The organism is Brenneria corticis (assembly GCF_003115855.1).
Lineage (GTDB): Bacteria > Pseudomonadota > Gammaproteobacteria > Enterobacterales > Enterobacteriaceae > Brenneria > Brenneria corticis.
The window spans coordinates 92,140-112,511 of the sequence record NZ_KZ819084.1 but is presented as its reverse complement, the minus strand read 5'-3'; the positions used below and the strand labels follow the sequence as shown (position 1 = coordinate 112,511).

The following is a 20,372-nucleotide window of genomic DNA, read 5'->3' as shown; positions in this document are numbered from 1 at the left end:
GTTCAGGCTACCGCCGGCGCGGTGGCGTTTGCCCAGGCTCTGAGTTCGCGCCAGCGCTCATCCCGCGCGTCGGCCAGTTCGCTCAGCACTTCCGGCGTCAGCGACTTGAAGCGGCCCTGCGCGGAGAAATAGCTTTCCAGCGGCGCGAAACGGTTGGGATTGCGATTGATGGTCAGCACCCCGTGCTGGTATTCCAGCAGCGGCCACAGCCCGGTATCCACCACGCTTTTCCCCAGCGCTATCGTGCTGTCGCTGGCGCAGCCCCAGCCGGTGGGACAGGGGGCGAAGACGTGCAGAAACGCCGGTCCGTCGACGGACGCCGCTTTCTCCAGCTTTTTCAGCAGATCGGACGGCTGCCCCACGCTGGCGGTGGCGGCGTAAGGCACATGGTGGGCGGCGGCTATCTGCAGCAAATCTTTCTTGACGTTGAGACGGCGCGGCGTGAAACCGGTCGGCGAGGTGGTGGTTCTGGCTCCCCAGGGGGTCGCGCCGCTCTTCTGAATGCCGGTATTCATATAGGCTTCATTGTCGTAGCAGATATAGATAATGCGCTCCTGGCGATCGAACGCGCCGGACAGGGATTGCAGGCCGATATCCGCCGTGGCGCCGTCGCCGGCGAACCCCACCACCGGAATATCGCTGATGCCTTTGGCGCGCAACGCCGCCGCCAGCCCCGAGAGCACCGCGCCGGTGGCGGCGAACGGCGCGATCATCGCATTCACCCCCACCGCCATTTGCGGATAGATAAAGCCGACCGCCGACATACAGCCCGCCGGGATCACCACATGGGTTTTCGGCCCGAAAACCTTCAGCGCCAGACGCACCACCAGACTGCCGCCGCAGCCGGCGCAGGCTTTATGGCCGATAAAGTACTCTTCCGGCGGCAGGTTTTTAATCGATATGGACATGGGCGTCCTCCCGTTGAGCGGCAACCGCTGACGAAGGCCGATCGGGCTCCGGCGGGTCAATGCCAAGAAAACGCAAATCCGGTTCCTGCGCCGAGCGCCCGGCCGGCCGGGTTAATTCATCATACAGCCGCACCACGTCCTCCAGCCCGATCTCCTGCCCGCCCAGCCCGGCGATCTGGTTGAGCAAGCGCGGCACCCGCCCGCCGGTCACGCTGGCGTAATCGAACAGCGCGGACTTGATCTCCACCGCCACCGCGCCCTGCTGACCAAAGGAAATATCCTTCTCCAGCACGGCGACGGCCTGTACCCTGCGGGTGCGATGGGCGCCAAACAGCGCGTCGAGCAATGCGCCCTGCGGGAAAGGCCGCAGGTAACGCAAACGCAGCAGCCCGACCGCTTCGCCCCGCGCGCGCAGCGCATCCACGGCGGCGCGCACCGTACCGGCCACGCTGCCGAGCGTAATCACCACCCGTTCGGCGTCGTCCAGTTGATAACTTTCGATAACGCCGTCGGTGATCCCTTCTTCGCCGCGACCGAAATGGGCGCGGAAACGCCGGCCGATGGCGGCGATTTCAGCTAACGCGCCGCGCATCGCCTGGTGTTGCAGATATTTGAACTCGGTGTACTCCCCCGGCCCGGCGGTGATCGCCAGGCTCTGCGGATGCTCAAGGCTGAAGGTTCCCGGCGTACCCTCGGCAAAAAAGCGGTTCGCAAGGAACGAATCCACCAACGCCTGTTGCGGCAGCTGCACCGGCTCGTAAGTATGGGTCAGAACGAAACCGTCCAGATTGATCAGCACCGGCGTACGCACCTCGGGGTGTTCGGCCAGCGCATAGGCCTGAATAATCAGGTCCAGACTTTCCTGCGCGGTTTCGGCGTAAACCTGGATCCAGCCGCTGGAGAGCTGGGAAAGGGAATCGCTTTGATCGCCATAGATATTCCACGGCAGCGCCAGCGCCCGGTTGGCATTCATCATCACCAGCGGGAAACGCCCGCCGGCGCTGTAGGGCAGGCACTCGGCCATATACAGCAGTCCCTGGGAAGAGGTGGCGGTAAAGGTGCGCACGCCCATCGCCGCGCTGCCCATCACCAGCGACAGCGCCGAATGTTCCGATTCCACATGGACGAATTCGGCGTCTAGCTCGCCCTCCTCCACCATTTCGGCCAGCCGCTCCACCACCACCGTTTGCGGCGTGATGGGATAAGCGGCGATCACCGCGGGACGGCACAGGCGCACGCCGTGGGCCACCGCCTCATTGCCGCAAAGGAACAGGCGCTCGCCCTTATCGCGGGTATTCAACCCGTCGCTAGCGGTTGCAGATTGACTCATCGCGGTTCTCCCGTAACGGCATTGTGTTGGCTATCCGCCAATAACGCGTCGGACTCGCTCACCATAGTGATGGCGTCTTTAGGACATTCCAGCGCACAGATGCCGCAGCCTTTGCACCACTCCGCCAGCAGGCGGGGATAGTTGTCCCGGGTATTGGCCAGCGCCCCGTCGGGGCAGAGCAATACGCACAGGTTGCAGCAGATACAGGCGCTGTCTTCGATTTTCGGCCGCGAGGTGCGCCATCCGCTGTTTTCCGCCACCAGATAGCCGGAGGCAAGCTGAGGCGAAGCCGGCCATTGCCGTAAATCAGGCTTTTGATGGGCACGCCGCCGACAGGGGCCGGATAAGGCTACCGGCAGCGGGTCCTGGCTGGTCCCGCCTTTGCGGGCGCGGCGCGGACGCTCGGGCGCGCCGCCGTTCACGTCGGGAACTTTGGTCGAATCAGCCATGCGCCGCCTCCTGAATCGCCGCCGCTTGATGATGCTCGGCCAGCCAGTCCGCCAGCGGAGCGGCGAGGTTTTCCTCCGTCCGGGCAAACCGGCCGGCGGCGGCGAACGCCGCCAGATTACGGCGCACCCGCTCCGGCAGGGGAGCGGGCGCCTGCCAGTGCGGCGCGAATTCGGAAATAATCGCCTTCTCCAGCGCCGCGGGCGGCAGCAGGGAGAGCACGCCGTTGAGTATGCCGAGCAGCACGGTGTTGGCATGCGGGCTTCCCAGATGATGCTCCGCCAGCGCACGCGCCGGCACTCGCCACCCCAGACCGATGGGCAGGCGCTGAACCCCCTGATCCTGTTTTGCGTCAATAAGAATCAACGCGCCGGCGGAAAGCTGCTCGGCGCGCAGCTGCGGCAGCAGGGTCTCATCCATCACCACCGCCACCTGAGCCTGGCGCACCGGGCTGCGATCGCGGATCGGCGAGCGGGACAATCGGGTATAGGCATAAACCGGGGCGCCCCGGCGTTCCGGGCCGAAAGAGGGAAAGGCCATCGCTTCCAGATCGGCAAAACGCACCGCCGCCAGCCCCAGCAGCCGGGCGGCGGTAAACGCCCCCTGGCCGCCCCGCCCCAGCCAGAGAATATCAAGCATGGCTGCGATCCCGGATATGGTTAAAAGAGGGAGGGTTATCCCCTAACGAAAGGTGCTGACTGAATCCGGACATGACGCCTTCTTGCCCCTGAAATCTATTGGGCATGATAATGGGTAAATAAAATCTACAGCGCGCAGGCGCTGCGGGTATCAATCACGCGTTTCGCTTTATGGGTGTGGCGCGGCAGGGTTTCCGGCGCCAGCAGCAGCACCCGTTTGGGACGTACGCCAAGCCGGGTTTTAATCTCCAGATGCAGATACTCTTCCAGCTGGCTTGCGTCTTCCGGGTTGCCGTTATGTTCGACTTCAATGTCGAAACGCGTCAGGTGCTCTTCTTCATACAGCGTAATGCGGTACTCGCCGTTCAGCGCCGGCGTGGCGCGCACAATCGCTTCCAGATCGCCGGGGAAAACATTCACCCCGGAGACGATAAACATATCGTCTTTACGTCCGGTGACCGTAATGCGCACATGGGTTCGGCCGCAGGCGCAGGGGGAATGGTCGGCGACGATGATATCCCCGGTGCGAAAACGGATCATCGGGCGCGCCCGTTTGGTCAGCGAGGTCAGCACCATTTCGCCGGGCTGGCCGTCCGCGACCGGCTCATCGGTGACCGGGTCCAGCACTTCCAGCAGGATGTCGTCTTCCACCAGATGCAGCCCGTCCCTCACCTCGCAGGAACCGGCGCAGGCGCCGTAAATATCAGAGATGCCGTAAAAATCATATACCTGAACGCCCCAGCGTTCTTCAATAGCCTGACGGGTCGCCGGAATCGAGCCGCCGGGTTCGCCGCAGACGATAATGCGCTTCATCGCCAGATCGCGATGCAGATCGATCCCCTGGGCGATCGCGGTTTCCCCCAGATGCCAGGCATAGGAGGGCGTGGTCCAGGTCACGGTGGGCTGGAAGGTTTTCATAATATACAGCAGGCGATCGGAAGGAATGGTGCCGGCCCAGAAACAGAGCGCGCCCAGCTTCTGGGCGCCGATAACATCCGGCCCGCCGACAAACAGCGTGAAATTGAGCGCGTGCACGTAGCGATCGTGCGGGCGCATGCCCACCGCCCAGAACAGCCGCGCCTGAATATCCTGATAGCGTTCGAAGTCGTCCGAGCTGAACGGGCTCAGCGTCGGCACGCCGGTGCTGCCCGACGAGGCGGAGACAAACACCACCTGCTCTTCCGGCACGGCCAGAATATCCCCCAGCAGGGGGGCGGCGTCCTGCCGCTCTCTTTCAATCTGCTTGTCGATAAAGGGGTAACGGCGCAGATCGTCCAGCCGGTGTAAATCATCAGGATGGATGCCCGCCCGCTCAAACGCCTCCCGGTAGTAAGGAGAATGGGCATAGGCATGAGAGACGGTGCTTTTTAACCGTTGCAGTTGCAGCGCCTCAAGTTCATGACGGGGTAATATTTCCACCTCGTCCCAGTAACGCCGATAGCTCGTTTTCGTCATCACACTACCCTTATTTCTGTCCCAGCTTCGTTTGCAGCCACTGCGGTTTCTGGAAGTCGCGGAAGATATATTGCGGATCCTGTATCACCGCGGCGAATTCCGGGGATTCGATAACCGCTTTGATATCGGCGGCGAACGGTTTGTTTAAATCTTCGGTGCGCACCGCCACCAGGTTTTTAAGCTCTTCATCAAGCTGTTCCAGCGCAATGGCCTCCGACAGTTTCAGACCTGAGGCGATGGCGAAATTGCCGTTCACCAGCGAGGCGGCGGAACTCTCCAGCGTTCTTGGCAATTGCGCCGCCTCCAGCGGTCTGAACTCCAGCCCTCTGGGATTGCCGCCGATATCTCTTATCGTGGCTTTGGTCGGGTCGATATCCCCTTTCAGGGTGACCAGATCCAGCGTCTCCAGAAAGCGGATGCCGCGCGCCAGATTGGTGGGGTCGTTCGACAAGGTCACCACGTCGCCGCGCTTGAGTTCATCCAGGCTTTTAATTCGTTTTGAATACAGGCCCAGCCCGGCGGTGGGCACATTAATCAGCGGCGACAGCTTCAGCCCTTTGTCGGCGGAAAACTTTATCAGATAAGGACGATGCTGAAATAAATTGGCGTCGATGCTGCCGTTCGCCAGCGCCAGGTTGGGCTGCACGTAATCGCTGAATTCGGTGACCCTGACTTTATAACCTTTCTGCTCCAGCCCCGGTCTGATGGCGAATTTAATCATATCGCCGTAAGGGCCGGGCGCCACGCCGAACACAATCGTCTGCTGTTGCGCCCGCGCCGTATGGGAATGCATAAAAATAATGCCGGCCAATAAGGACAGCAGTAAATATAAATATCGGGTGTACTTTCCTGAAATCATTTAATTCCTTCCCATATAAATTAAACGGATACCCGCTTTACGGAGTAGGCGTCACAAAATAGATATTCAACGAAAAAACGCTATCAACAAACGCGGGGAAATATAAATCACTTAATCGACTATCATTATGTAAAAAATAGAATTAGATATTCTCGTTACTCCTTTGTTAAAAAACACTATTTTTATGACCGCTGTTATCAAATACCCCTTCTTGTCGGATTCTTTATCCAGCAAAATATTATAGGATATAAAAGGTTAGCGGAAATAACCCCCCGCCGATGATTTACCTTATCTGATAACCAATCTTATTACCTCAGATGAAAATTGATCGGCATCATATTTTCCAGCGCAGCGCGTCCAATCGGTCTTGGGATGAACGGATTATTCCGTACCAGTCATTTCTGACTGGCGGGAATAATAATCAATAAAAATGCTAAGCGTGCGGGGGCGTTATTCCGTGTTGCATTACCCGCCTGCATACTGAGGGTTTCCCACAAATCTGGGAAAGAAATTTCTGTAAGCGCAGTGAGGGTTTCGTGCGCACTAACCTCAGTCGATTTCTGCAACCGTCGAAGCACGCGCCCGACATGGGGCGGCTCAGTCGCCGCCGCCCCATGACCCCCGGCTTTTCGCGAAATGATGAACCCCGTTGGGGTTCACCCTACGGGCCAACGCAAGCGTTGTTCCATTTTGCGTTGCAAAATGGTGTCGTCGCTGCGCGATGCCTTCGGCGTTCGTGACCGCTGGTCGGGCCGCCATTGACGCGGGATACTCGCCCCATCCNCCGGCGCGGCACTGGCTTTCGCGACGTCCTGTCGCTCACCCGGCGGTCACGCCCACCTCAGCGCGATTTTTTACGCGAAGGAAAACCTTTAAAAAACCACATCCTGTTATCTAAAACGATGTATCAAATAATGCTTAATTATTTTCCGGGAACCCTCAGGCCTTCCGTGGTCACGTCAGAACGATTGATTATCGCGGCTAATAGTCAACGCTGAAGCGCGGTTTCTCGGGGCGGGTTTTGACATCCACTCCCGGCACTTCCGCCGGCGCGTAGTGGGTTTCCAAATCGCGGATCAGCGCCAGATAGCGGTCCGCCGCCTTGCTTAATATCTTGCGCCCTTTGTCGGCGCTGGCGGTCAGGATATCCTCGGTGCGCCCCAGCCCGCCGAGACTTTTATGGCCCGCGGCGGGGATCGGGATCCAGGTGGCGATATCCATCACGCCGAATGTCTCGGTTTCATCGTGGGTGACGGAGCGCTTGAGCAAATCACGATCGAGCAGCGGTTTCAATTCATGCCCGGTCACCGTATCCAGTTTCACCAGATCGGGCCGGACAAAGAGCACGTTGCTGGTTTCCTCTTCCCCGGCGTGATAGAACGGCGTATTCAGTTCGTCGCGCAGCGTTTGCGCCGCCAGCTCCCAATAGGTGGCGCCGCCGATAAAGATCGCCTTCCCCTCCCGGCGCAGTTCGGTCGCCACCTCATGGGCGATAACCTGGAAATTCGGCTGTTGCCCGTGCCCCTGAATGATAATGACTTTACGGAAACCGGTCGCCCACAGCCCGCGCACGATATCCTTGATCAGCGCATGCATGGTGGCGTGGCCGATGGCCAGCGTGCCGGGGATCGGATCGCCGTTGACGTCGTAGTGGAAGGTGGGCGACGCCCCGGCTCTTATCGGCGTCGGCAGCAACGCCGGCAGACCCGTTTTACGGCTTAATTCCGCCGCAATCCATTCGGCGGTAAAGATATCCGTTCCCAGCGGCAGATGGGTGCCGTGCGCTTCGGTGGTCGCCACCGGAAGAATGATTATTCCGCGCGTCTCGGCGCTTTCAATCGCCTGATCCAATGAAAGTTCATCAAAATGAATCGCATCCGTCATAAATACCTCGTTAAAATTGGCAAATTTTTATTATTTACGGTATAGGCGGCCGGTTGAATTCAGTGATAATTATTTCCCCAACCGTTAAAGACTTATTTAACCACCGGCGGCCTGAATTTATTCTCTCGACCGCGCTTACTATGGCAGAAAGATTATCCGCCCTATAAATAACAATATTTCATGACCTAATGAGAAAAATCATTTTTGATTGCAATATTTATTTAATTACCAACCAACGGCTATTTTTATAAAAATTATTTTATGATGATAGCTTCTGATTTTAATTTAAACGGAAAAATTGATCGGCATCATATTTTTATATAATCACGATTTAAAATATAATGCGAAAAATCAAACTTTACAAACGGGATAAAAGCATTGGCTTCCCCACCGTTTCGCCTGCTGGAACGGTTCGTCCGCGCCGTCAATTAAGATAACCGCCATATAATTACGCAATATAACTAATATCAAACTGTCCTAAAGAACCGGCGGCCAATGCGATTAAAGTATCGAATAATTTGGCGGCCAACGACCTGCAACCAAGGTATTCGGATGACGGCATTACTAGACATAAAAGGACTGAGCGTTCATTTCGGCGCGCACACGGCGGTGGATAATCTCGACCTGCAAATAGGCGCGGGAGAGATGCTGGCGCTGGTGGGGGAATCCGGCTGCGGCAAGTCCACCACCGCATTGAGCATTATGCGGCTGTTGCCCAAACAGGCTTCGCTGAGCGGCGCCATTTTGCTGGGGGAAACCGCGCTGCTGCGCCAGAGCGAAAAACAGCTCGCCGCGCTGCGCGGCAACGATATTTCGATGATTTTTCAGGAGCCGATGACCTCGCTGAATCCGGTGTTGACCATCGGTCAGCAGGTCGCCGAGGCGCTGACCCTGCACCAGCCGCTAAGCCGGGCGCAGGCGCGGGAACGGGCGATTGCGCTGCTGGAGCAGGTCCGGCTGCCCGACCCCGCGCGGCGTTTTAACGATTATCCGCACAGCCTGTCCGGCGGTCAGCGCCAGCGGGTGATGATCGCCATCGCCATCGCCTGCCAGCCGCGCCTGCTGATCGCCGATGAGCCGACCACCGCGCTGGATGTCACCATCCAGGCGCAAATCCTGGCGCTGCTGGACGAACTGCGCCGCGAGTTAAATATGGCGGTGCTGCTGATCACCCACGATTTAGGCCTCGTCGCCCAGTGGGCCGATCGGGTGGCGGTGATGCATAACGGACGCAAACTGGAACAGGGCACGGTGGATGAGGTGCTGGGCAACCCGCAGCATACCTATACGCAAGGCCTGCTGCGCGCTTCGCTGCATATGGAGCAGGATCGGCACTATCGCCACTCGCGGCTGGCGGAAATCCATTACAACGATAAAGACGGGTTTACGCTCGCGGCCCCGCCGCCGCGCCCGCGTCAATTTTCCGCCGCGCAATCGGATGCCGCGCCGATGCTGTCGGTCAGAAACCTCACCGTAAGATACCAGGGCGACGGGACCGAGGCGGCGGCGGTTAACGACGTTTCGCTGCATATTCAGGCCGGAGAAACGCTGGGTCTGGTGGGGGAATCCGGCTGCGGCAAATCGACGCTGTCGCGCGCCATTATGCAACTGGAGACGGCGCAGCAGGGACAGGTGCTGTTTAACGGGCAGGATTTGCTGCCGTTATCCCGCAAGGAACTGCTGCCGTGGCGCAAACGGATACAGATGATTTTCCAGGATCCGTACAGTTCGCTCAATCCGCGTCAGCGCGTGGAGGAGATTCTGGGTTACGCGCTGGCTATCCACGGCCTCAAGGACAAGCGCGAGCGGGAACGGCGCATCGTGCGCATTCTCGATGACGTCGGCCTGCCCCGTACGGCGCGCAGCCGCTACGCCCACGAATTTTCCGGCGGCCAGCGCCAGCGCATCGGCATCGCCCGGGCGCTGGTGCTGCGCCCGGAACTGCTGATTTGCGATGAGCCGGTCTCCGCCCTGGATGTCTCCGTGCAGGCTCAGGTGCTGAATTTGCTGGTGGATTTAAAGGCGGAGCTGGGGCTGACCTATCTGTTTATTTCGCACGATCTGGCGGTGGTCCGCTACATCGCCGATCGCGTGCTGGTGATGAACGGCGGGCGCATCGTGGAAGAAGGCGACCACCAGCGCATCTGGCAGCAGCCGCAACACCCTTATACCCGTACGCTGCTGGATGCCGTGCCGGGCAGAAGAAATCCCCAGACGCCAGCGGTACTTTTCTAAAACCAACCTAAAACCGATTAACGACAGACAAGGGAATACACACTATGTCAACTCATCCGACCGATCAGCAGCATCCCTCCGACAGCGCCGCGGATGCGCTTATCGACTACGAAATCAACCGTCGAAAATTTCTCGGCATCTCCGGCGCCATTCTGGTTTCCGGGGTTTTTGGCGGCGTATGGCCGAACGAGAGCGCGGCGGAAGTCGGCAGCCTGCCGAATACGCTGAGCGGCGCGGTGCGCGGCGGCACGCTGGAAGCGGTGGTGCACCCGGAACCGCCGACGCTGGCTTTCTTTATCAATACCTCCACCCCCGGACGGGCGGTGGTCAGTAAAATTTTCGACGGGTTGTTTGATTACGCGCCGGATCTGTCGCCCCGCCCGCAGCTGGCGGAAAAGGTGGCGCTCTCCGACGACGGCCTGAAGGTGACGCTCTATTTGCGTAAAAACGTCTTCTGGCACGACGGCCGGCCGTTCACCTCGGCGGATGTGAAGTTCTCGGCGGAAAATGTCTGGCTGCAATACTCCCCCGTCGCCCGCCGGGTATTCCAGTATCTGACCGCCACGGAAACTCCCGACGAGCATACGGTGGTCCTCACCCTGTCCAAACCGACGCCGGTGGTGCTCAACGCGCTGGACGTGGTGGCGACGCCGATCCTGCCCAAACATTTATATGAAGGCACCGACATTCCCAATAACCCGTATAACAACAAACCCGTCGGCACCGGTCCGTTCGTGTTCAAGGAGTGGCAGCGCGGCAGCCATATCGCGCTGGAACGCTTCGATAAATACTGGCAGCCCGACAGACCTTTCCTCGACAAGCTGCTATTCAAAATCATTCCCGACGTTTCCGGCCGCGCCACCGCCTTTGAAACCGGCGCGATCCAATACGGCGAGCGCAATCCCGTTACCTTCGCCGACGCGGACCGGCTGGCGAAACTGCCGGGCCTGACGCTGGATACCGCCGGCTACAACGGCTTCGCCACCTCGTTCTGGCTGCTGCCCAACCTGCGCGATCCGATTCTCGGCAACCTGAAAGTGCGCCAGGCCATCGCCCATGCCGTCAATAAAGATCTGCTGGTCAAAACCGTGTGGGGCGGCTACGCCAAACCCGCCACCGGGCCGGTCTCCTCGCAGTTAAGCACCTTTTATACCGACGATACCCAGCAGTACCCTTTCGATCCGAAAAAGGCGCAGGCGCTGCTGGACGAAGCGGGCTTTCCGAAAAAGGCCGACGGCTGGCGCTTTAAACTCAATCATGACTTTATTCCCTTCGGCGACGACTATCGCCGCACCGGCGAATTCGTGCGTCAGGCGCTGCGCGCCATCGGCATCGATGTGACGCTGCGCGCGCTCGATCTGGCCACCTGGAGCAAAAACGTATTCAAGGATTACGACTATCAGCTGGCCAGCTCCTGGGGGGTAAACTGGACCGATCCGCAACTGGGCGTGGAACAGCTGTACTGGTCGAAATCGGAAAGCAAAGGCACCCCGTGGACCAACGCCTCGGGCTATGCCAGCCCGGAGGCGGACCGCATTATCGAAGCGGCGCAAATCGAGGTGGATCCGCAAAAGCGCGTGGCGCTCTATCATGAGTTGCAGCAAATTGTGCAGCGCGATCTGCCGCAGATTAATATTTTTGAATTCAAGTGGTTTGGCATCTGGGCCAGAAATCTGCGCAATGTGACGGATACCTTCAACCACAGTCAGAATAATTTTGCTCATGTCTGGTTCGACAAAAAATGAGGATCGGCAGCGGGAAAATAGCGCCATGACCAAACGAATGGTTTTCAGATTGCTTCAGCTGGCCGGCGTGGTGATTGCCGTCGCCACGCTGAACTTTTTCTTGCTAAAGGCGCTGCCGGGCGACCTGGTGGACGTTATCGCCAGTGAAAGCGGCAGCGCCACGCCGGAGCAAATCCAGCATCTGCGCGAACTGTTCGGACTGGATCGCAACCTGTTTATCCAGCTTACGGCCTATCTGGGAATGCTGGCGCAGGGAGATCTGGGGTTCTCGTTCCGTTTCGGCGAACCGGTGCTGGATCTGATCCTCGACAGAATGCCGGCCACCATCCTGCTGGTGGGGGTCGCCCTGATCCTGTCGGTGACCGGCGGCGTGCTGCTGGGCGTCGCTTCGGCTCGGCGGCCGCACGGCGCGGCCGACACGGTGATATCCATGCTCTCCACCATCGGCTATTCGGCCCCCATGTTCTGGGTCGCCCTGATGCTGATTGTGCTGTTCGCCGTTAAGCTGCCCTGGCTGCCGGCCAGCGGCTGGCAGGATATCAACGCCGGCTACGCCGGTTGGCGCCGGCTGGGGGATATTGCGGCGCACCTGGTGCTGCCGGTGCTGACGCTGGCTATCTATTACATGGCGGTGTATGCCCGGCTGTCCCGCGCCTCGATGATTGAAACCCTGTCCGAAGATTTTATCCGCACCGCGTGGGCCAAGGGCGCGCGCGAAAAGCGGGTGATTTTCGCTCACGCGCTGCGCCATGCCGTGCTGCCGGTAATCACCATGCTGGGCTTGCAGAGCAGCGCCCTGCTGGGGGGCTCGATCGTAGTGGAAACCGTCTTCGCCTGGCCGGGACTGGGGCAGCTGTCGTTCGACGCCATCCGCAGCCGGGATATTCCCGTTCTGCTGGGCGTCTTGCTGTTCAGCAGCGTACTGGTGGTGCTGTCGAATCTGCTGGTGGACGTGGCGCACGCCTGGCTCGACCCGCGGGTACGCGTTGTTAATCGCGGGCGTTAAGCCCTGGAGGTAAAATGCGCTGGTTACTACAACCTTCCGCCGCCATCGGTCTCACTATTTTGCTGGCGGTGCTGGCCGCCGCTGGCGCGGCGACCTGGTTTTTCCCCGACGACCCGATGAATATGGTGGGCGTTCCCTATCTGTGGCCGGGGCAGGATCCCCAGTTTCCGCTCGGCACCGACCTGATGGGGCGGGATATTCTGGCCGGCCTGTTGCACGGCGCCCGCGTCTCGCTGCTGGTCGGCGTCGCCTCGACGGTCATCTCCCTGCTTATCGGCATCGCCGTCGGCGTGGCGTCCGGCTTTTACCGCGGGCGGGTGGATAGCGCGCTGACCGCCGTCACCACGCTGTTTCAAACCATTCCGGCCTTTCTGCTGGCGATTATTCTGGTGGCGGTATTGCAGCCTTCCATCAACACCATTATTTTCGCCCTCGGCATCACCTCCTGGACCAGCATCGCCAGGCTGGTGCGCACGGAATTTCTGGCGCTGCGCGAGCGGGAATTCGTTCGCGCCAGCATATCGCTGGGAGCCAGCGATATGCATCTGATTTTTCGTGAAATACTCCCCAACGCCTGGACGCCGGTGGTGGTTTCCACCGCCCTGCTTATCGCCAACGCCATTCTGTCCGAAGCCGGTCTGTCGTTCCTCGGGCTGGGCGATCCCAACGTGGTGAGCTGGGGGTCGATGATCGGCACCGGGCGGGACGCGCTGCGCACCGGCTGGTATATGACCGCCCTGCCCGGCGTGGCGATTATGTTGACGGTAATGGCGCTGAACCTGCTGAGCGACGCGCTGCATACCGCCCTCAATCCGCGCCTGCGCCGCCGGGGCGCGGCGCTGCCGGTGCTGTAGGCTTATCCGCTGAGGAACAAGACGTTGTCTTATGACTTTGACCGTATCATTGACCGGCGAACCAGGAACTCCACCAAATGGCTGGCGGCGGAAAACCAGGCGACCTCCGCCGGGCCGCCGCCGCTCCCCTTATCGATCGCCGATATGGACTTCGCATCGCCGCCGGCGGTGGCGCACGCGCTGCAAGACCTGGTCACCCACGGCGTATTTGGCTATACCGAGTACGCCGATCTGGTCATCGACCCGCTCTGCGACTGGCTGGCGACCAGACATCGCTGGCGGATTAAACCCGAGTGGGTGGTTCCCTGCATCTCGGTCGAAAGCGCCATGGATGCGGTTATCCACACCCTGACCGAACCACAGGATGATATTGTTATCCTCTCGCCGGGCTTTGGCGCCTTCGCCCAGGTCATCGAGCAGACCGGCAGGAATATCATCGAGGTGGCGCTGGATGAGGGGGAGAAAAACTATACGCTGGATTTCAGGCGGCTTGAAAGCCGGCTTGGCGCCAACACCCGCCTGATGATCCTGTGTAATCCGCATAACCCTATCGGTAAGGTCTGGCGGGCGGATGAACTAACGGCGATCGGCGAGCTCTGCCAGCGGCATAACCTGCTGTTGCTCTCCGATGACGTCCACCAGGACCTGATCCTGGGGGACGTGCCCTATACGCCGCTGGCCGGGCTAAACGATCAATTCGCCGATCTCGCCGTCACCTTCACCTCGCCGGAAAAAACCTTTAATCTCGCCGGCCTGCAAATGGCCAACCTGATTATCCGCAACGCGTCCATCAGGGAAAAGATCGCCAATGCCCTGCGGCAACGCATGGTGCACAAGCCGAATATGTTTGCGCTGTACGGCGGCGATGCGGCCTACCGTTACGGCGCGCAGTGGCTGGATGCCCTGATTGATTACTTAAAGATGAACTACATCCTGTTGCAGCAAGGGGTGGATAGCATCGCCGACGTCGAGTTGTTCGAAAACCAGGGCAGCTACCTTGCCTGGCTGGATTTCAGAAAAACCGGTTTATCCCAGCCTGAACTGGCGAGCCGTCTGCGCCATGAGGCGGGATTACTACTTGAAAACGGTCTCCATTTCGGCAGCCAGGGCGCGGGATTTATGCGCTTAAACTTCGCCTTGCCCCGCGCGCAGCTGGCCGTGGCTATCCGTAATTTGCAGCGGTGTTTTTCCGGGTAACGGCCCGTCTCCCGGTCACCATTATTTACGCGAACTCGGCTTTTCGCGGAGACGCCTCCCCTACGGGCCAACGCGGCGCTGGTTTTCAACGTTCCTCAAAGAACCGAGCGTTGATCGCAGCGCTTCAGCGCCACCAGGCAGGAGTTCGGCGCGGCGGCCTGTGAAAATGACGAGGTCGGCAGGATGGCGGTCAGCGTATTCGGGTTCCCTCCCACGTCGCATCCCTGCTCGTCCGGACGGAAAGCCGCGCCGGTGGGCAACACTACCACGCCGGGCATCAGTTGGTTATCAATATGGGCGCAGACCCGCACGCGCCCGCGGGCGTTGTACAGTTCGACGATATCCCCTTCAGCGACGTTTTCCCGCGCCGCGTCCCGCGGGGAGAGGCTGGCGACCTCATAGCCGCGGCGCTTGGCGCGGGCGCTTTCCCCTACCTCGTCCAACTGGCTGTGCAAACGGGTCGCGGGCTGGGGCGAGAGCAGATGCAGCGGATATTGCGCCGCCAACGGCGCCAGCAGCCACTCTTCAGGGGCGCGCCAGTGCGGAAACGCCCCCAGATCCGCATGTCCGAACGCCTGCAGCCGCCGGGAGCCAATCTCTATTTTCCCTGACGGAGTGCTCAGCGGATGCGCCTGCGGATCGGCGGCGAAACGCATAAAATGATCGGCCGGATGCGGCGCGTCTTCGCCTTCATCCAATACCGCAAAGCCGCGCTGACGAAATGAGCGCCAGTCGGGCAATTCAGGGAAACGCTGCTGATATCCCTGATACAAACGTTCAATCCACTGCGCTTCGCTTAATCCTTCCGTAAAGGCGTCGGCGATCCCCAGACATTCCGCCACCCGCGTCAACGCCTGATGGTCGGTCAGCACCTGCGGCGGCGGCGCACTGACCTTGCGGCTATAGATCAGCCAGTTATCCCTGGACGAGGCCGCCAGGTCATCCCGCTCAAACGGCAGCGCGGCGGGCAATACGATATCGGCCATGCGCGCGGTGGCCGTCCACACCTGCTCCGAGACAATGATGGTTTCCGGCCGTTGCCAGGCCCGCGCCAGGCGGTGCAGATCCTGATGATGGTGAAAAGGATTGCCGCCCGCCCACCAGATCAGGCGAATATCGGGCAGCGGCAGCGCGGCGCCGTTATAGCGCAGCGTTCCGCCGGGGTTTTCCAGCAACTCGGTAAGCCGCGCCACAGGAATCGGCCGCCTGACCGCATTCACCCCCTGGTCCACCGCCGGCCCGCGCAAGCGGCGCACCGGCTGCCCCACCGAGTTCACCGCGCCGAGGCCGAAGGAAAAACCGCAGCCGGGACGCCCGACGCCGCCGGTCAAACAGGCCAGAGCGATAGCGGCCCAATAGGATTGTTCGCCATAGCGCGCCCGTTGCAGCGACCAGGCCGCATTAATCAGACAGGGCTGCCCGGCCAACTCATGGGCCAACCGATACAGCCGCTCGCGGGACACGCCGGAAATGGCCTCCGCCCAGACGACGTCTTTGGCCACGCCGTCGTCCCGTCCGAACAGATAGGCTTCAAATTCGGCGAAGCCCGCACAGCAGCGGGCGACAAACGCCCGATCGGCCCGTCCTTCCGCCAGCAGCGTATGCGCCAGCGCCAGCATCACGGCGGCGTCGGTATTGGGACGCAGCGGTATATGTTCAACCTGCCCGCCCGGCGGCGCATCGCGGCCGGAAGGGGAAATCATCACCAGGCGCATCCCGTTGGCCTTGGCGTCGGCAAGCCAGGGTTCAACCCGATGGGCGCCGGTGCCTCCCGCTTCTACCTGGGCGTTGCTCAGCCGCAGCCCGCCGAAACTCACCAGCAGGCGGCAATGGCCGGCGATATCGCTCCATGAGGGCGCGGTGGCGCAGGCGTCCTGATACTCCTTCCCCAGCACGTGGGGCAGCAGCACCGCGGCGGCGCCGTAGGAATAGGTATTGACCGATGAGGTAAAGCCCCCCGCCAGATTCAATAACCGCTTGAGCTGACTCTGCGCGTGATGAAAGCGTCCGGCGCTGGCCCAGCCGTAGGAGCCGCCGAAAATGGCCTGATTACCGTGCCGTTCCCTGACGCGGATAATTTCATCGGCAATCCGCCGGCTGACCGTTGGCCAGTCGACGGCGACAAACTCCTCGCGACCGCGCAGCCGACGGTCGGACGCCAGCGCACCTTGCTCCAGCCAGCTGCGCCGCGCCATCGGCGCCGTTATCCGCGTCGCGCTCCGCGCCAGTTCCAGATAGCGCAAACCGATGGGCGACGGCCTTGGATCGTGGCGAAACGGCCGCAAAACCGGCTCGCCGCACGCGTCCCGCGCTACTTCGTAGGTGCCGAAATGGCTGGCGAAAAGATGCATCCCTGTCCCTTACTTACCGTCCGCCGGGGTCATATCAAAGGCGCGCACCCAGTCATCGCCGCGCTGGCTCCAGCGCACCGCGTTGGCGACGCCGTACGTAGCGGGCTGGGTATAGAGAAAAATGGCCGGCGCTTCGTCGCACATAATCTGCGTCGCCTTACGGTACGCCGCCAGACGCGCCGCCGGATCGACGCTGGCTCGCCCTTCCGTCAGCGCCTGCCCGAAGGCGGCGTTATCCCAGTAGGCATAGTTGTTTCCGGGGGCAAACAGGGTCAGCAGCCCGTCCGCATCCAGCGTCGGCCAGGCCTGAGCCAGCAGCGACGTCTGGGCCAGCTCGCGGGTTTTGAGATATTTGTTCATATAGCTGCTGAACTCCATCTCATTGATCGATACCTTTAAGCCCACTTCGGACAGCTGCGCGGCCACCACCTGCGCCACTTCATTGCCTTGCAGATAGGTGCCGGTCGGCACATCCAGCGCAATGGGTTTGGCAAGGTCGGCGCCGGATTTTTTCAGCAGTTCGCGCGCTTTGTCGGGATCGTAAGCGTAGCCTTGCAGCGCCGGGTTATAGCCAAAGTAGGACGGCGTCAGCACCTGACATTGCGATACCGCCGCCTGACCGTTAAAGAGCGCCTGAGAAATCCCTTCTTTATCAATGGCGTAATTAAGCGCCTGTCGAACGGCCTTATTATCCAGCGGCGCTTTTTCGGTATTGAACTTGATCATTACGCTGCGCATGGAAGGCACCGATCCGGCGCTGGCCTTGCCGCTGCCGTTGACCCGCGCCAGCTCGGACGGCGGTATCGCGGTGATCAGCGAAGCCTCGCCGGCCAGCAAGGCGGCAATGCGGCTGGCCGGTTCGGGAATCACCCGGAACACCACGGTATCGAACGCCGGTTTCTTACCGAAGTAGCCGGGGTTTTCCTGCAGCGTAATACGGTTGCCCGGCACGTTTTCTTGCAGAATATAGCGCCCGCCCGACAGGGTTTCGGTGGCGGGATTATGGCTGGCGGCCCATTTGGGCGGCAGCAGCAGGAACATCGATATCTGATCGACAAAGCTGGGATAGGGCGACGAGGTGACCACCTCCAGTTCGGTGGGCGAAATCACCTTCACCTCGGCGACCTGGGAAAACCAGGCTTTAATGCGGGCGTTCACCTTGGGGTCGCGCACCCGATCCAGATTCCACTTCACCGCCGCGGCGTCGATCGGCTCGCCGTTGGCGAAGGCGGCCCCCGGCAGCAATTTGAAGCGCCAGGTGGTGTCGTTTACCGCCTCCCAGGAGGTCGCCAGCTCGGGGTGCAGCTTCAGATCCGGTCCGCGCAGCACCAGCGCGGGATAAATATGGCTGAGCACGCTGAGATCGCTGCCGACGGAAGCGGTCATATGCGGGTCGAAGGTATTTACCGTGGTGTTCAAGGCGATATTGGCGGTGACCGCCGCGCTGAATCCCGGCGCCGCCAGAACGGTGCAGACCACGGAGGCCAGCAAAAGCCCGGTCGTTTTTTTAGTCATAATGGCTCCACAAGGTAATAAATTATTATTGGCCCAGCACAAAATGCTGCGGGCCAACGGCCTGTAATTCCGCCTGTTCCGCGGGTAAGTTGCTGTTCACATCAAACGCCAGCGGACGACGGTAACGCTCAATGCGCGGGTCGGGCACCGGGATGGCGGAAAGCAGCGCCTGGGTATAAGGGTGTCGGGGATGGCTGAAAATCGCCTCGGTGGGGCCGATTTCCACAATGCGGCCGCGCAGCATCACCGCCACCCGATGGCACAGGTAACGCACCATCGACAGATCGTGGGCGATAAACAGATAGGTCAGCCCCAACTCCTCTTGCAAGTCCTGAAACAGATTCACAATCTGCGCCTGAATCGACACGTCCAGCGCGGTGATGGGTTCGTCGGCGACGATAAAACGCGGCTTCAGCGCCAGCGCGCGGGCAATGCTCACCCGCTGCCGCTGCCCGCCGGAAAACTGATGCGGGAAACGGCGCATCATTCCCGGCTCCAGGCCGACCTGCCGGAACAGTTGCGCCACCCGCGCCTCCCGCTCCTGTTTTGCCGCGCACAGCTGATGCACAATCAGCGGCTCCGCCACAAAATCGCCCACCGTCATGCGCGGATTGAGGGAGGAATAGGGATCCTGAAAGATAATCTGCATCTCGCGCCGGTAGGGCTTGAGCCGACGCGACGACAAACCGGCAAGATTGACGCCCTGAAACAGGATTTCGCCGCTGGTGGGCGGCTCAAGCTGCAACAGCGTGCGCCCGGTGGTGCTTTTCCCCGATCCCGATTCCCCCACCAGCCCCAGCGTTTCCCCCGCGCCGATGGCGAAACTGACGTTATTGACCGCCTTGAGCGGCGTCCCCCCGCCGCCGCCCGGCCAGCGCCGCTCGCCGGCGTAGGTTTTGCATAAATTTTCCACCCGGATCAACGGTTCGCCGGCATTCACGATCGTTGCTCCTGTTGCGCCAGCAGCGCCGGCAGGTCATACCAGGCGGCGACCTGGTGGCCGGACGCGCTGTCCGCCACCGGACGCAGCGGCGGCATCTGCTCAAAACAGCGCGGCGTGGCGAAGGGATTCCGCGGCGCAAAGGGATCGCCGACCGGCGGCCGGGTCGGGTCCGGCGGATTGCCGGGAATTTGATACAGGCGTCCGGCGCCGCGCCGGGCGTTGGTGGGCAACGACTTAAGCAGCCCCCAGGTGTAGGCGCTGCGCGGCGCGGCGAATAGCGCCTCGGCCGGCCCCCGCTCCATAATGCGCCCGCCGTACATCACCTGAACGCTATCCGCCAGTCCGGCGACCACCCCCATATCGTGGGTGATCCAGATAACGGTGGTGCCGATCTGTTTTTTCAACCGGCGCACCATATCCAGGATTTGCGCCTGGATGGTGACATCCAGCGCGGTGGTCGCCTCATCGGCGATCAGCAGCGCGGGATTGCAGGCCACGCCGATGGCGATCATCACCCGCTGGCGCATACCGCCGGAAAATTCGTGCGGGTAGTGCCCGAGCCTTTTATGGGGATCGACAATCCCCACCAGATCCAGCAGATCCAGCACCCGGACGCGCGCCTGCCTTGCCGACAGCCCCAGGTGGCGGCGCAGCGGTTCGGCGATCTGCCGTTCGACGGTCAACACCGGATTCAGCGAGGTCATCGGATCCTGAAACACAAAGCCAATCTCCCGGCCGCGCAGGTCCATGATTTCCCGTGGCGACAGCGCCAGCAGGTTGCGGCCGTTAAACCACACTTCGCCGCTCACCGTCCGGCCGGGCGGCGAAGCGATCAGTCCGATCATCGCCAGCGCATGCACGCTCTTGCCCGAGCCGGACTCGCCGACAATGCCCAGCGTTTCCCCGGCCTCCAGCGAGTAGGAAATATCATTAACCGCGTATACCGGCCCGGCGGGAGTCTCAAACACCACCGACAGATTTTTCACTTCCAGCAGCGTCGTCACG

16 protein-coding genes are annotated in these 20,372 nt (G+C 60.8%); 5 read left to right on the top strand and 11 right to left on the bottom strand.

What is annotated here, in order from left to right; translation table 11 throughout:
- Window positions 1–2: 2 nt before the first annotated feature.
- The 7 genes from DDT56_RS15700 to DDT56_RS15670 all read right to left on the bottom strand — a co-directional run bounded on the left by DDT56_RS15700 (window position 3) and on the right by DDT56_RS15670 (window position 7,521).
- The gene (locus DDT56_RS15700; protein ID WP_136167373.1) at window positions 3–908 is read right to left on the bottom strand and encodes a thiamine pyrophosphate-dependent enzyme; all 906 of its coding nucleotides are present in this window, start codon (window positions 906–908) and stop codon (window positions 3–5) included.
- Window positions 892–2,238, bottom strand: coding sequence for a pyruvate ferredoxin oxidoreductase (porA, locus tag DDT56_RS15695; protein WP_136167372.1), 1,347 nt, complete (start codon window positions 2,236–2,238; stop codon window positions 892–894). The genes DDT56_RS15700 and porA overlap by 17 nt, the downstream gene beginning before the upstream one ends.
- A complete protein-coding gene (locus tag DDT56_RS15690; protein ID WP_136167371.1) occupies window positions 2,235–2,687 on the bottom strand; it encodes a 4Fe-4S dicluster-binding protein in 453 nt (150 codons plus the stop codon). The genes porA and DDT56_RS15690 overlap by 4 nt, the downstream gene beginning before the upstream one ends.
- A complete protein-coding gene (locus tag DDT56_RS15685) occupies window positions 2,680–3,324 on the bottom strand; it encodes a 2-oxoacid:acceptor oxidoreductase family protein (RefSeq protein ID WP_136167370.1) in 645 nt (214 codons plus the stop codon). Before DDT56_RS15685 ends, DDT56_RS15690 begins: the two co-directional genes overlap by 8 nt.
- Before the next feature lie 125 nt (window positions 3,325–3,449).
- Entirely contained in the window at window positions 3,450–4,778 is a 1,329-nt protein-coding gene (locus DDT56_RS15680; protein ID WP_136167369.1) for a phenylacetate--CoA ligase family protein, read from the bottom strand.
- Window positions 4,779–4,788: 10 nt separating this feature from the next.
- A complete protein-coding gene (locus tag DDT56_RS15675) occupies window positions 4,789–5,571 on the bottom strand; it encodes a MetQ/NlpA family ABC transporter substrate-binding protein (protein ID WP_050815655.1) in 783 nt (260 codons plus the stop codon).
- A 1,047-nt stretch (window positions 5,572–6,618) separates the two neighbouring features.
- On the bottom strand, window positions 6,619–7,521 hold the full coding sequence (locus tag DDT56_RS15670) for a creatininase family protein (RefSeq protein ID WP_136167367.1): 903 nt from the start codon (window positions 7,519–7,521) through the stop codon (window positions 6,619–6,621).
- 552 nt (window positions 7,522–8,073) lie between these two features.
- Between DDT56_RS15670 and DDT56_RS15665 the strand changes: the two genes are divergently transcribed.
- From DDT56_RS15665 to DDT56_RS15645, 5 genes are read left to right on the top strand one after another with little or no spacing between them, the layout of a single operon-like run.
- Window positions 8,074–9,756, top strand: a complete 1,683-nt coding sequence (locus DDT56_RS15665; protein WP_136167366.1) for an ABC transporter ATP-binding protein — start codon at window positions 8,074–8,076, stop codon at window positions 9,754–9,756.
- Window positions 9,757–9,800: 44 nt separating this feature from the next.
- Window positions 9,801–11,501: an ABC transporter substrate-binding protein gene (locus DDT56_RS15660; protein ID WP_136167365.1), complete on the top strand. Its 1,701-nt coding sequence runs from the start codon at window positions 9,801–9,803 to the stop codon at window positions 11,499–11,501.
- Complete coding sequence (locus tag DDT56_RS15655; RefSeq protein WP_246856797.1) at window positions 11,479–12,507, top strand: ABC transporter permease; 1,029 nt, start codon at window positions 11,479–11,481, stop codon at window positions 12,505–12,507. The genes DDT56_RS15660 and DDT56_RS15655 overlap by 23 nt, the downstream gene beginning before the upstream one ends.
- Before the next feature lie 14 nt (window positions 12,508–12,521).
- The gene (locus tag DDT56_RS15650; protein ID WP_136167364.1) at window positions 12,522–13,361 is read left to right on the top strand and encodes an ABC transporter permease; all 840 of its coding nucleotides are present in this window, start codon (window positions 12,522–12,524) and stop codon (window positions 13,359–13,361) included.
- A gap of 24 nt (window positions 13,362–13,385) precedes the next feature.
- Entirely contained in the window at window positions 13,386–14,558 is a 1,173-nt protein-coding gene (locus DDT56_RS15645; RefSeq protein ID WP_136167363.1) for a MalY/PatB family protein, read from the top strand.
- Window positions 14,559–14,653: 95 nt separating this feature from the next.
- On the opposite strand, the gene DDT56_RS15640 is transcribed toward DDT56_RS15645, so the two are convergent.
- Genes DDT56_RS15640 through DDT56_RS15625 form a run of 4 tightly spaced genes read right to left on the bottom strand, consistent with a single transcriptional unit; the run spans window position 14,654 to window position 20,371 of the window.
- Window positions 14,654–16,909: a molybdopterin-dependent oxidoreductase gene (locus tag DDT56_RS15640; RefSeq protein WP_136167362.1), complete on the bottom strand. Its 2,256-nt coding sequence runs from the start codon at window positions 16,907–16,909 to the stop codon at window positions 14,654–14,656.
- Between the two features lie 9 nt (window positions 16,910–16,918).
- A complete protein-coding gene (locus tag DDT56_RS15635; protein ID WP_136167361.1) occupies window positions 16,919–18,424 on the bottom strand; it encodes an ABC transporter substrate-binding protein in 1,506 nt (501 codons plus the stop codon).
- Between the two features lie 25 nt (window positions 18,425–18,449).
- The gene (locus tag DDT56_RS15630; RefSeq protein ID WP_136167360.1) at window positions 18,450–19,364 is read right to left on the bottom strand and encodes an ABC transporter ATP-binding protein; all 915 of its coding nucleotides are present in this window, start codon (window positions 19,362–19,364) and stop codon (window positions 18,450–18,452) included.
- Window positions 19,361–20,371 carry an ABC transporter ATP-binding protein gene (locus DDT56_RS15625; RefSeq protein ID WP_136167359.1) on the bottom strand — a complete coding sequence of 337 codons (1,011 nt, stop codon included), beginning with the start codon at window positions 20,369–20,371 and terminating at the stop codon, window positions 19,361–19,363. Before DDT56_RS15625 ends, DDT56_RS15630 begins: the two co-directional genes overlap by 4 nt.
- Between the last annotated feature and the right edge of the window lies 1 nt (window position 20,372).

Excerpts from the sequence above, each read along its gene's own strand:
- DDT56_RS15700 (WP_136167373.1), bottom strand. The coding sequence starts at position 908 with ATGTCCATATCGATTAAAAACCTGCCGCCGGAAGAGTACTTTATCGGC.
- porA (WP_136167372.1), bottom strand. The coding sequence starts at position 2,238 with ATGAGTCAATCTGCAACCGCTAGCGACGGGTTGAATACCCGCGATAAG.
- DDT56_RS15690 (WP_136167371.1), bottom strand. The coding sequence starts at position 2,687 with ATGGCTGATTCGACCAAAGTTCCCGACGTGAACGGCGGCGCGCCCGAG.
- DDT56_RS15685 (WP_136167370.1), bottom strand. The coding sequence starts at position 3,324 with ATGCTTGATATTCTCTGGCTGGGGCGGGGCGGCCAGGGGGCGTTTACC.
- DDT56_RS15680 (WP_136167369.1), bottom strand. The coding sequence starts at position 4,778 with ATGACGAAAACGAGCTATCGGCGTTACTGGGACGAGGTGGAAATATTA.
- DDT56_RS15675 (WP_050815655.1), bottom strand. The coding sequence starts at position 5,571 with ATGCATTCCCATACGGCGCGGGCGCAACAGCAGACGATTGTGTTCGGC.
- DDT56_RS15670 (WP_136167367.1), bottom strand. The coding sequence starts at position 7,521 with ATGACGGATGCGATTCATTTTGATGAACTTTCATTGGATCAGGCGATT.
- DDT56_RS15665 (WP_136167366.1), top strand. The coding sequence starts at position 8,074 with ATGACGGCATTACTAGACATAAAAGGACTGAGCGTTCATTTCGGCGCG.
- DDT56_RS15660 (WP_136167365.1), top strand. The coding sequence starts at position 9,801 with ATGTCAACTCATCCGACCGATCAGCAGCATCCCTCCGACAGCGCCGCG.
- DDT56_RS15655 (WP_246856797.1), top strand. The coding sequence starts at position 11,479 with ATGTCTGGTTCGACAAAAAATGAGGATCGGCAGCGGGAAAATAGCGCC.
- DDT56_RS15650 (WP_136167364.1), top strand. The coding sequence starts at position 12,522 with ATGCGCTGGTTACTACAACCTTCCGCCGCCATCGGTCTCACTATTTTG.
- DDT56_RS15640 (WP_136167362.1), bottom strand. The coding sequence starts at position 16,909 with ATGCATCTTTTCGCCAGCCATTTCGGCACCTACGAAGTAGCGCGGGAC.
- DDT56_RS15635 (WP_136167361.1), bottom strand. The coding sequence starts at position 18,424 with ATGACTAAAAAAACGACCGGGCTTTTGCTGGCCTCCGTGGTCTGCACC.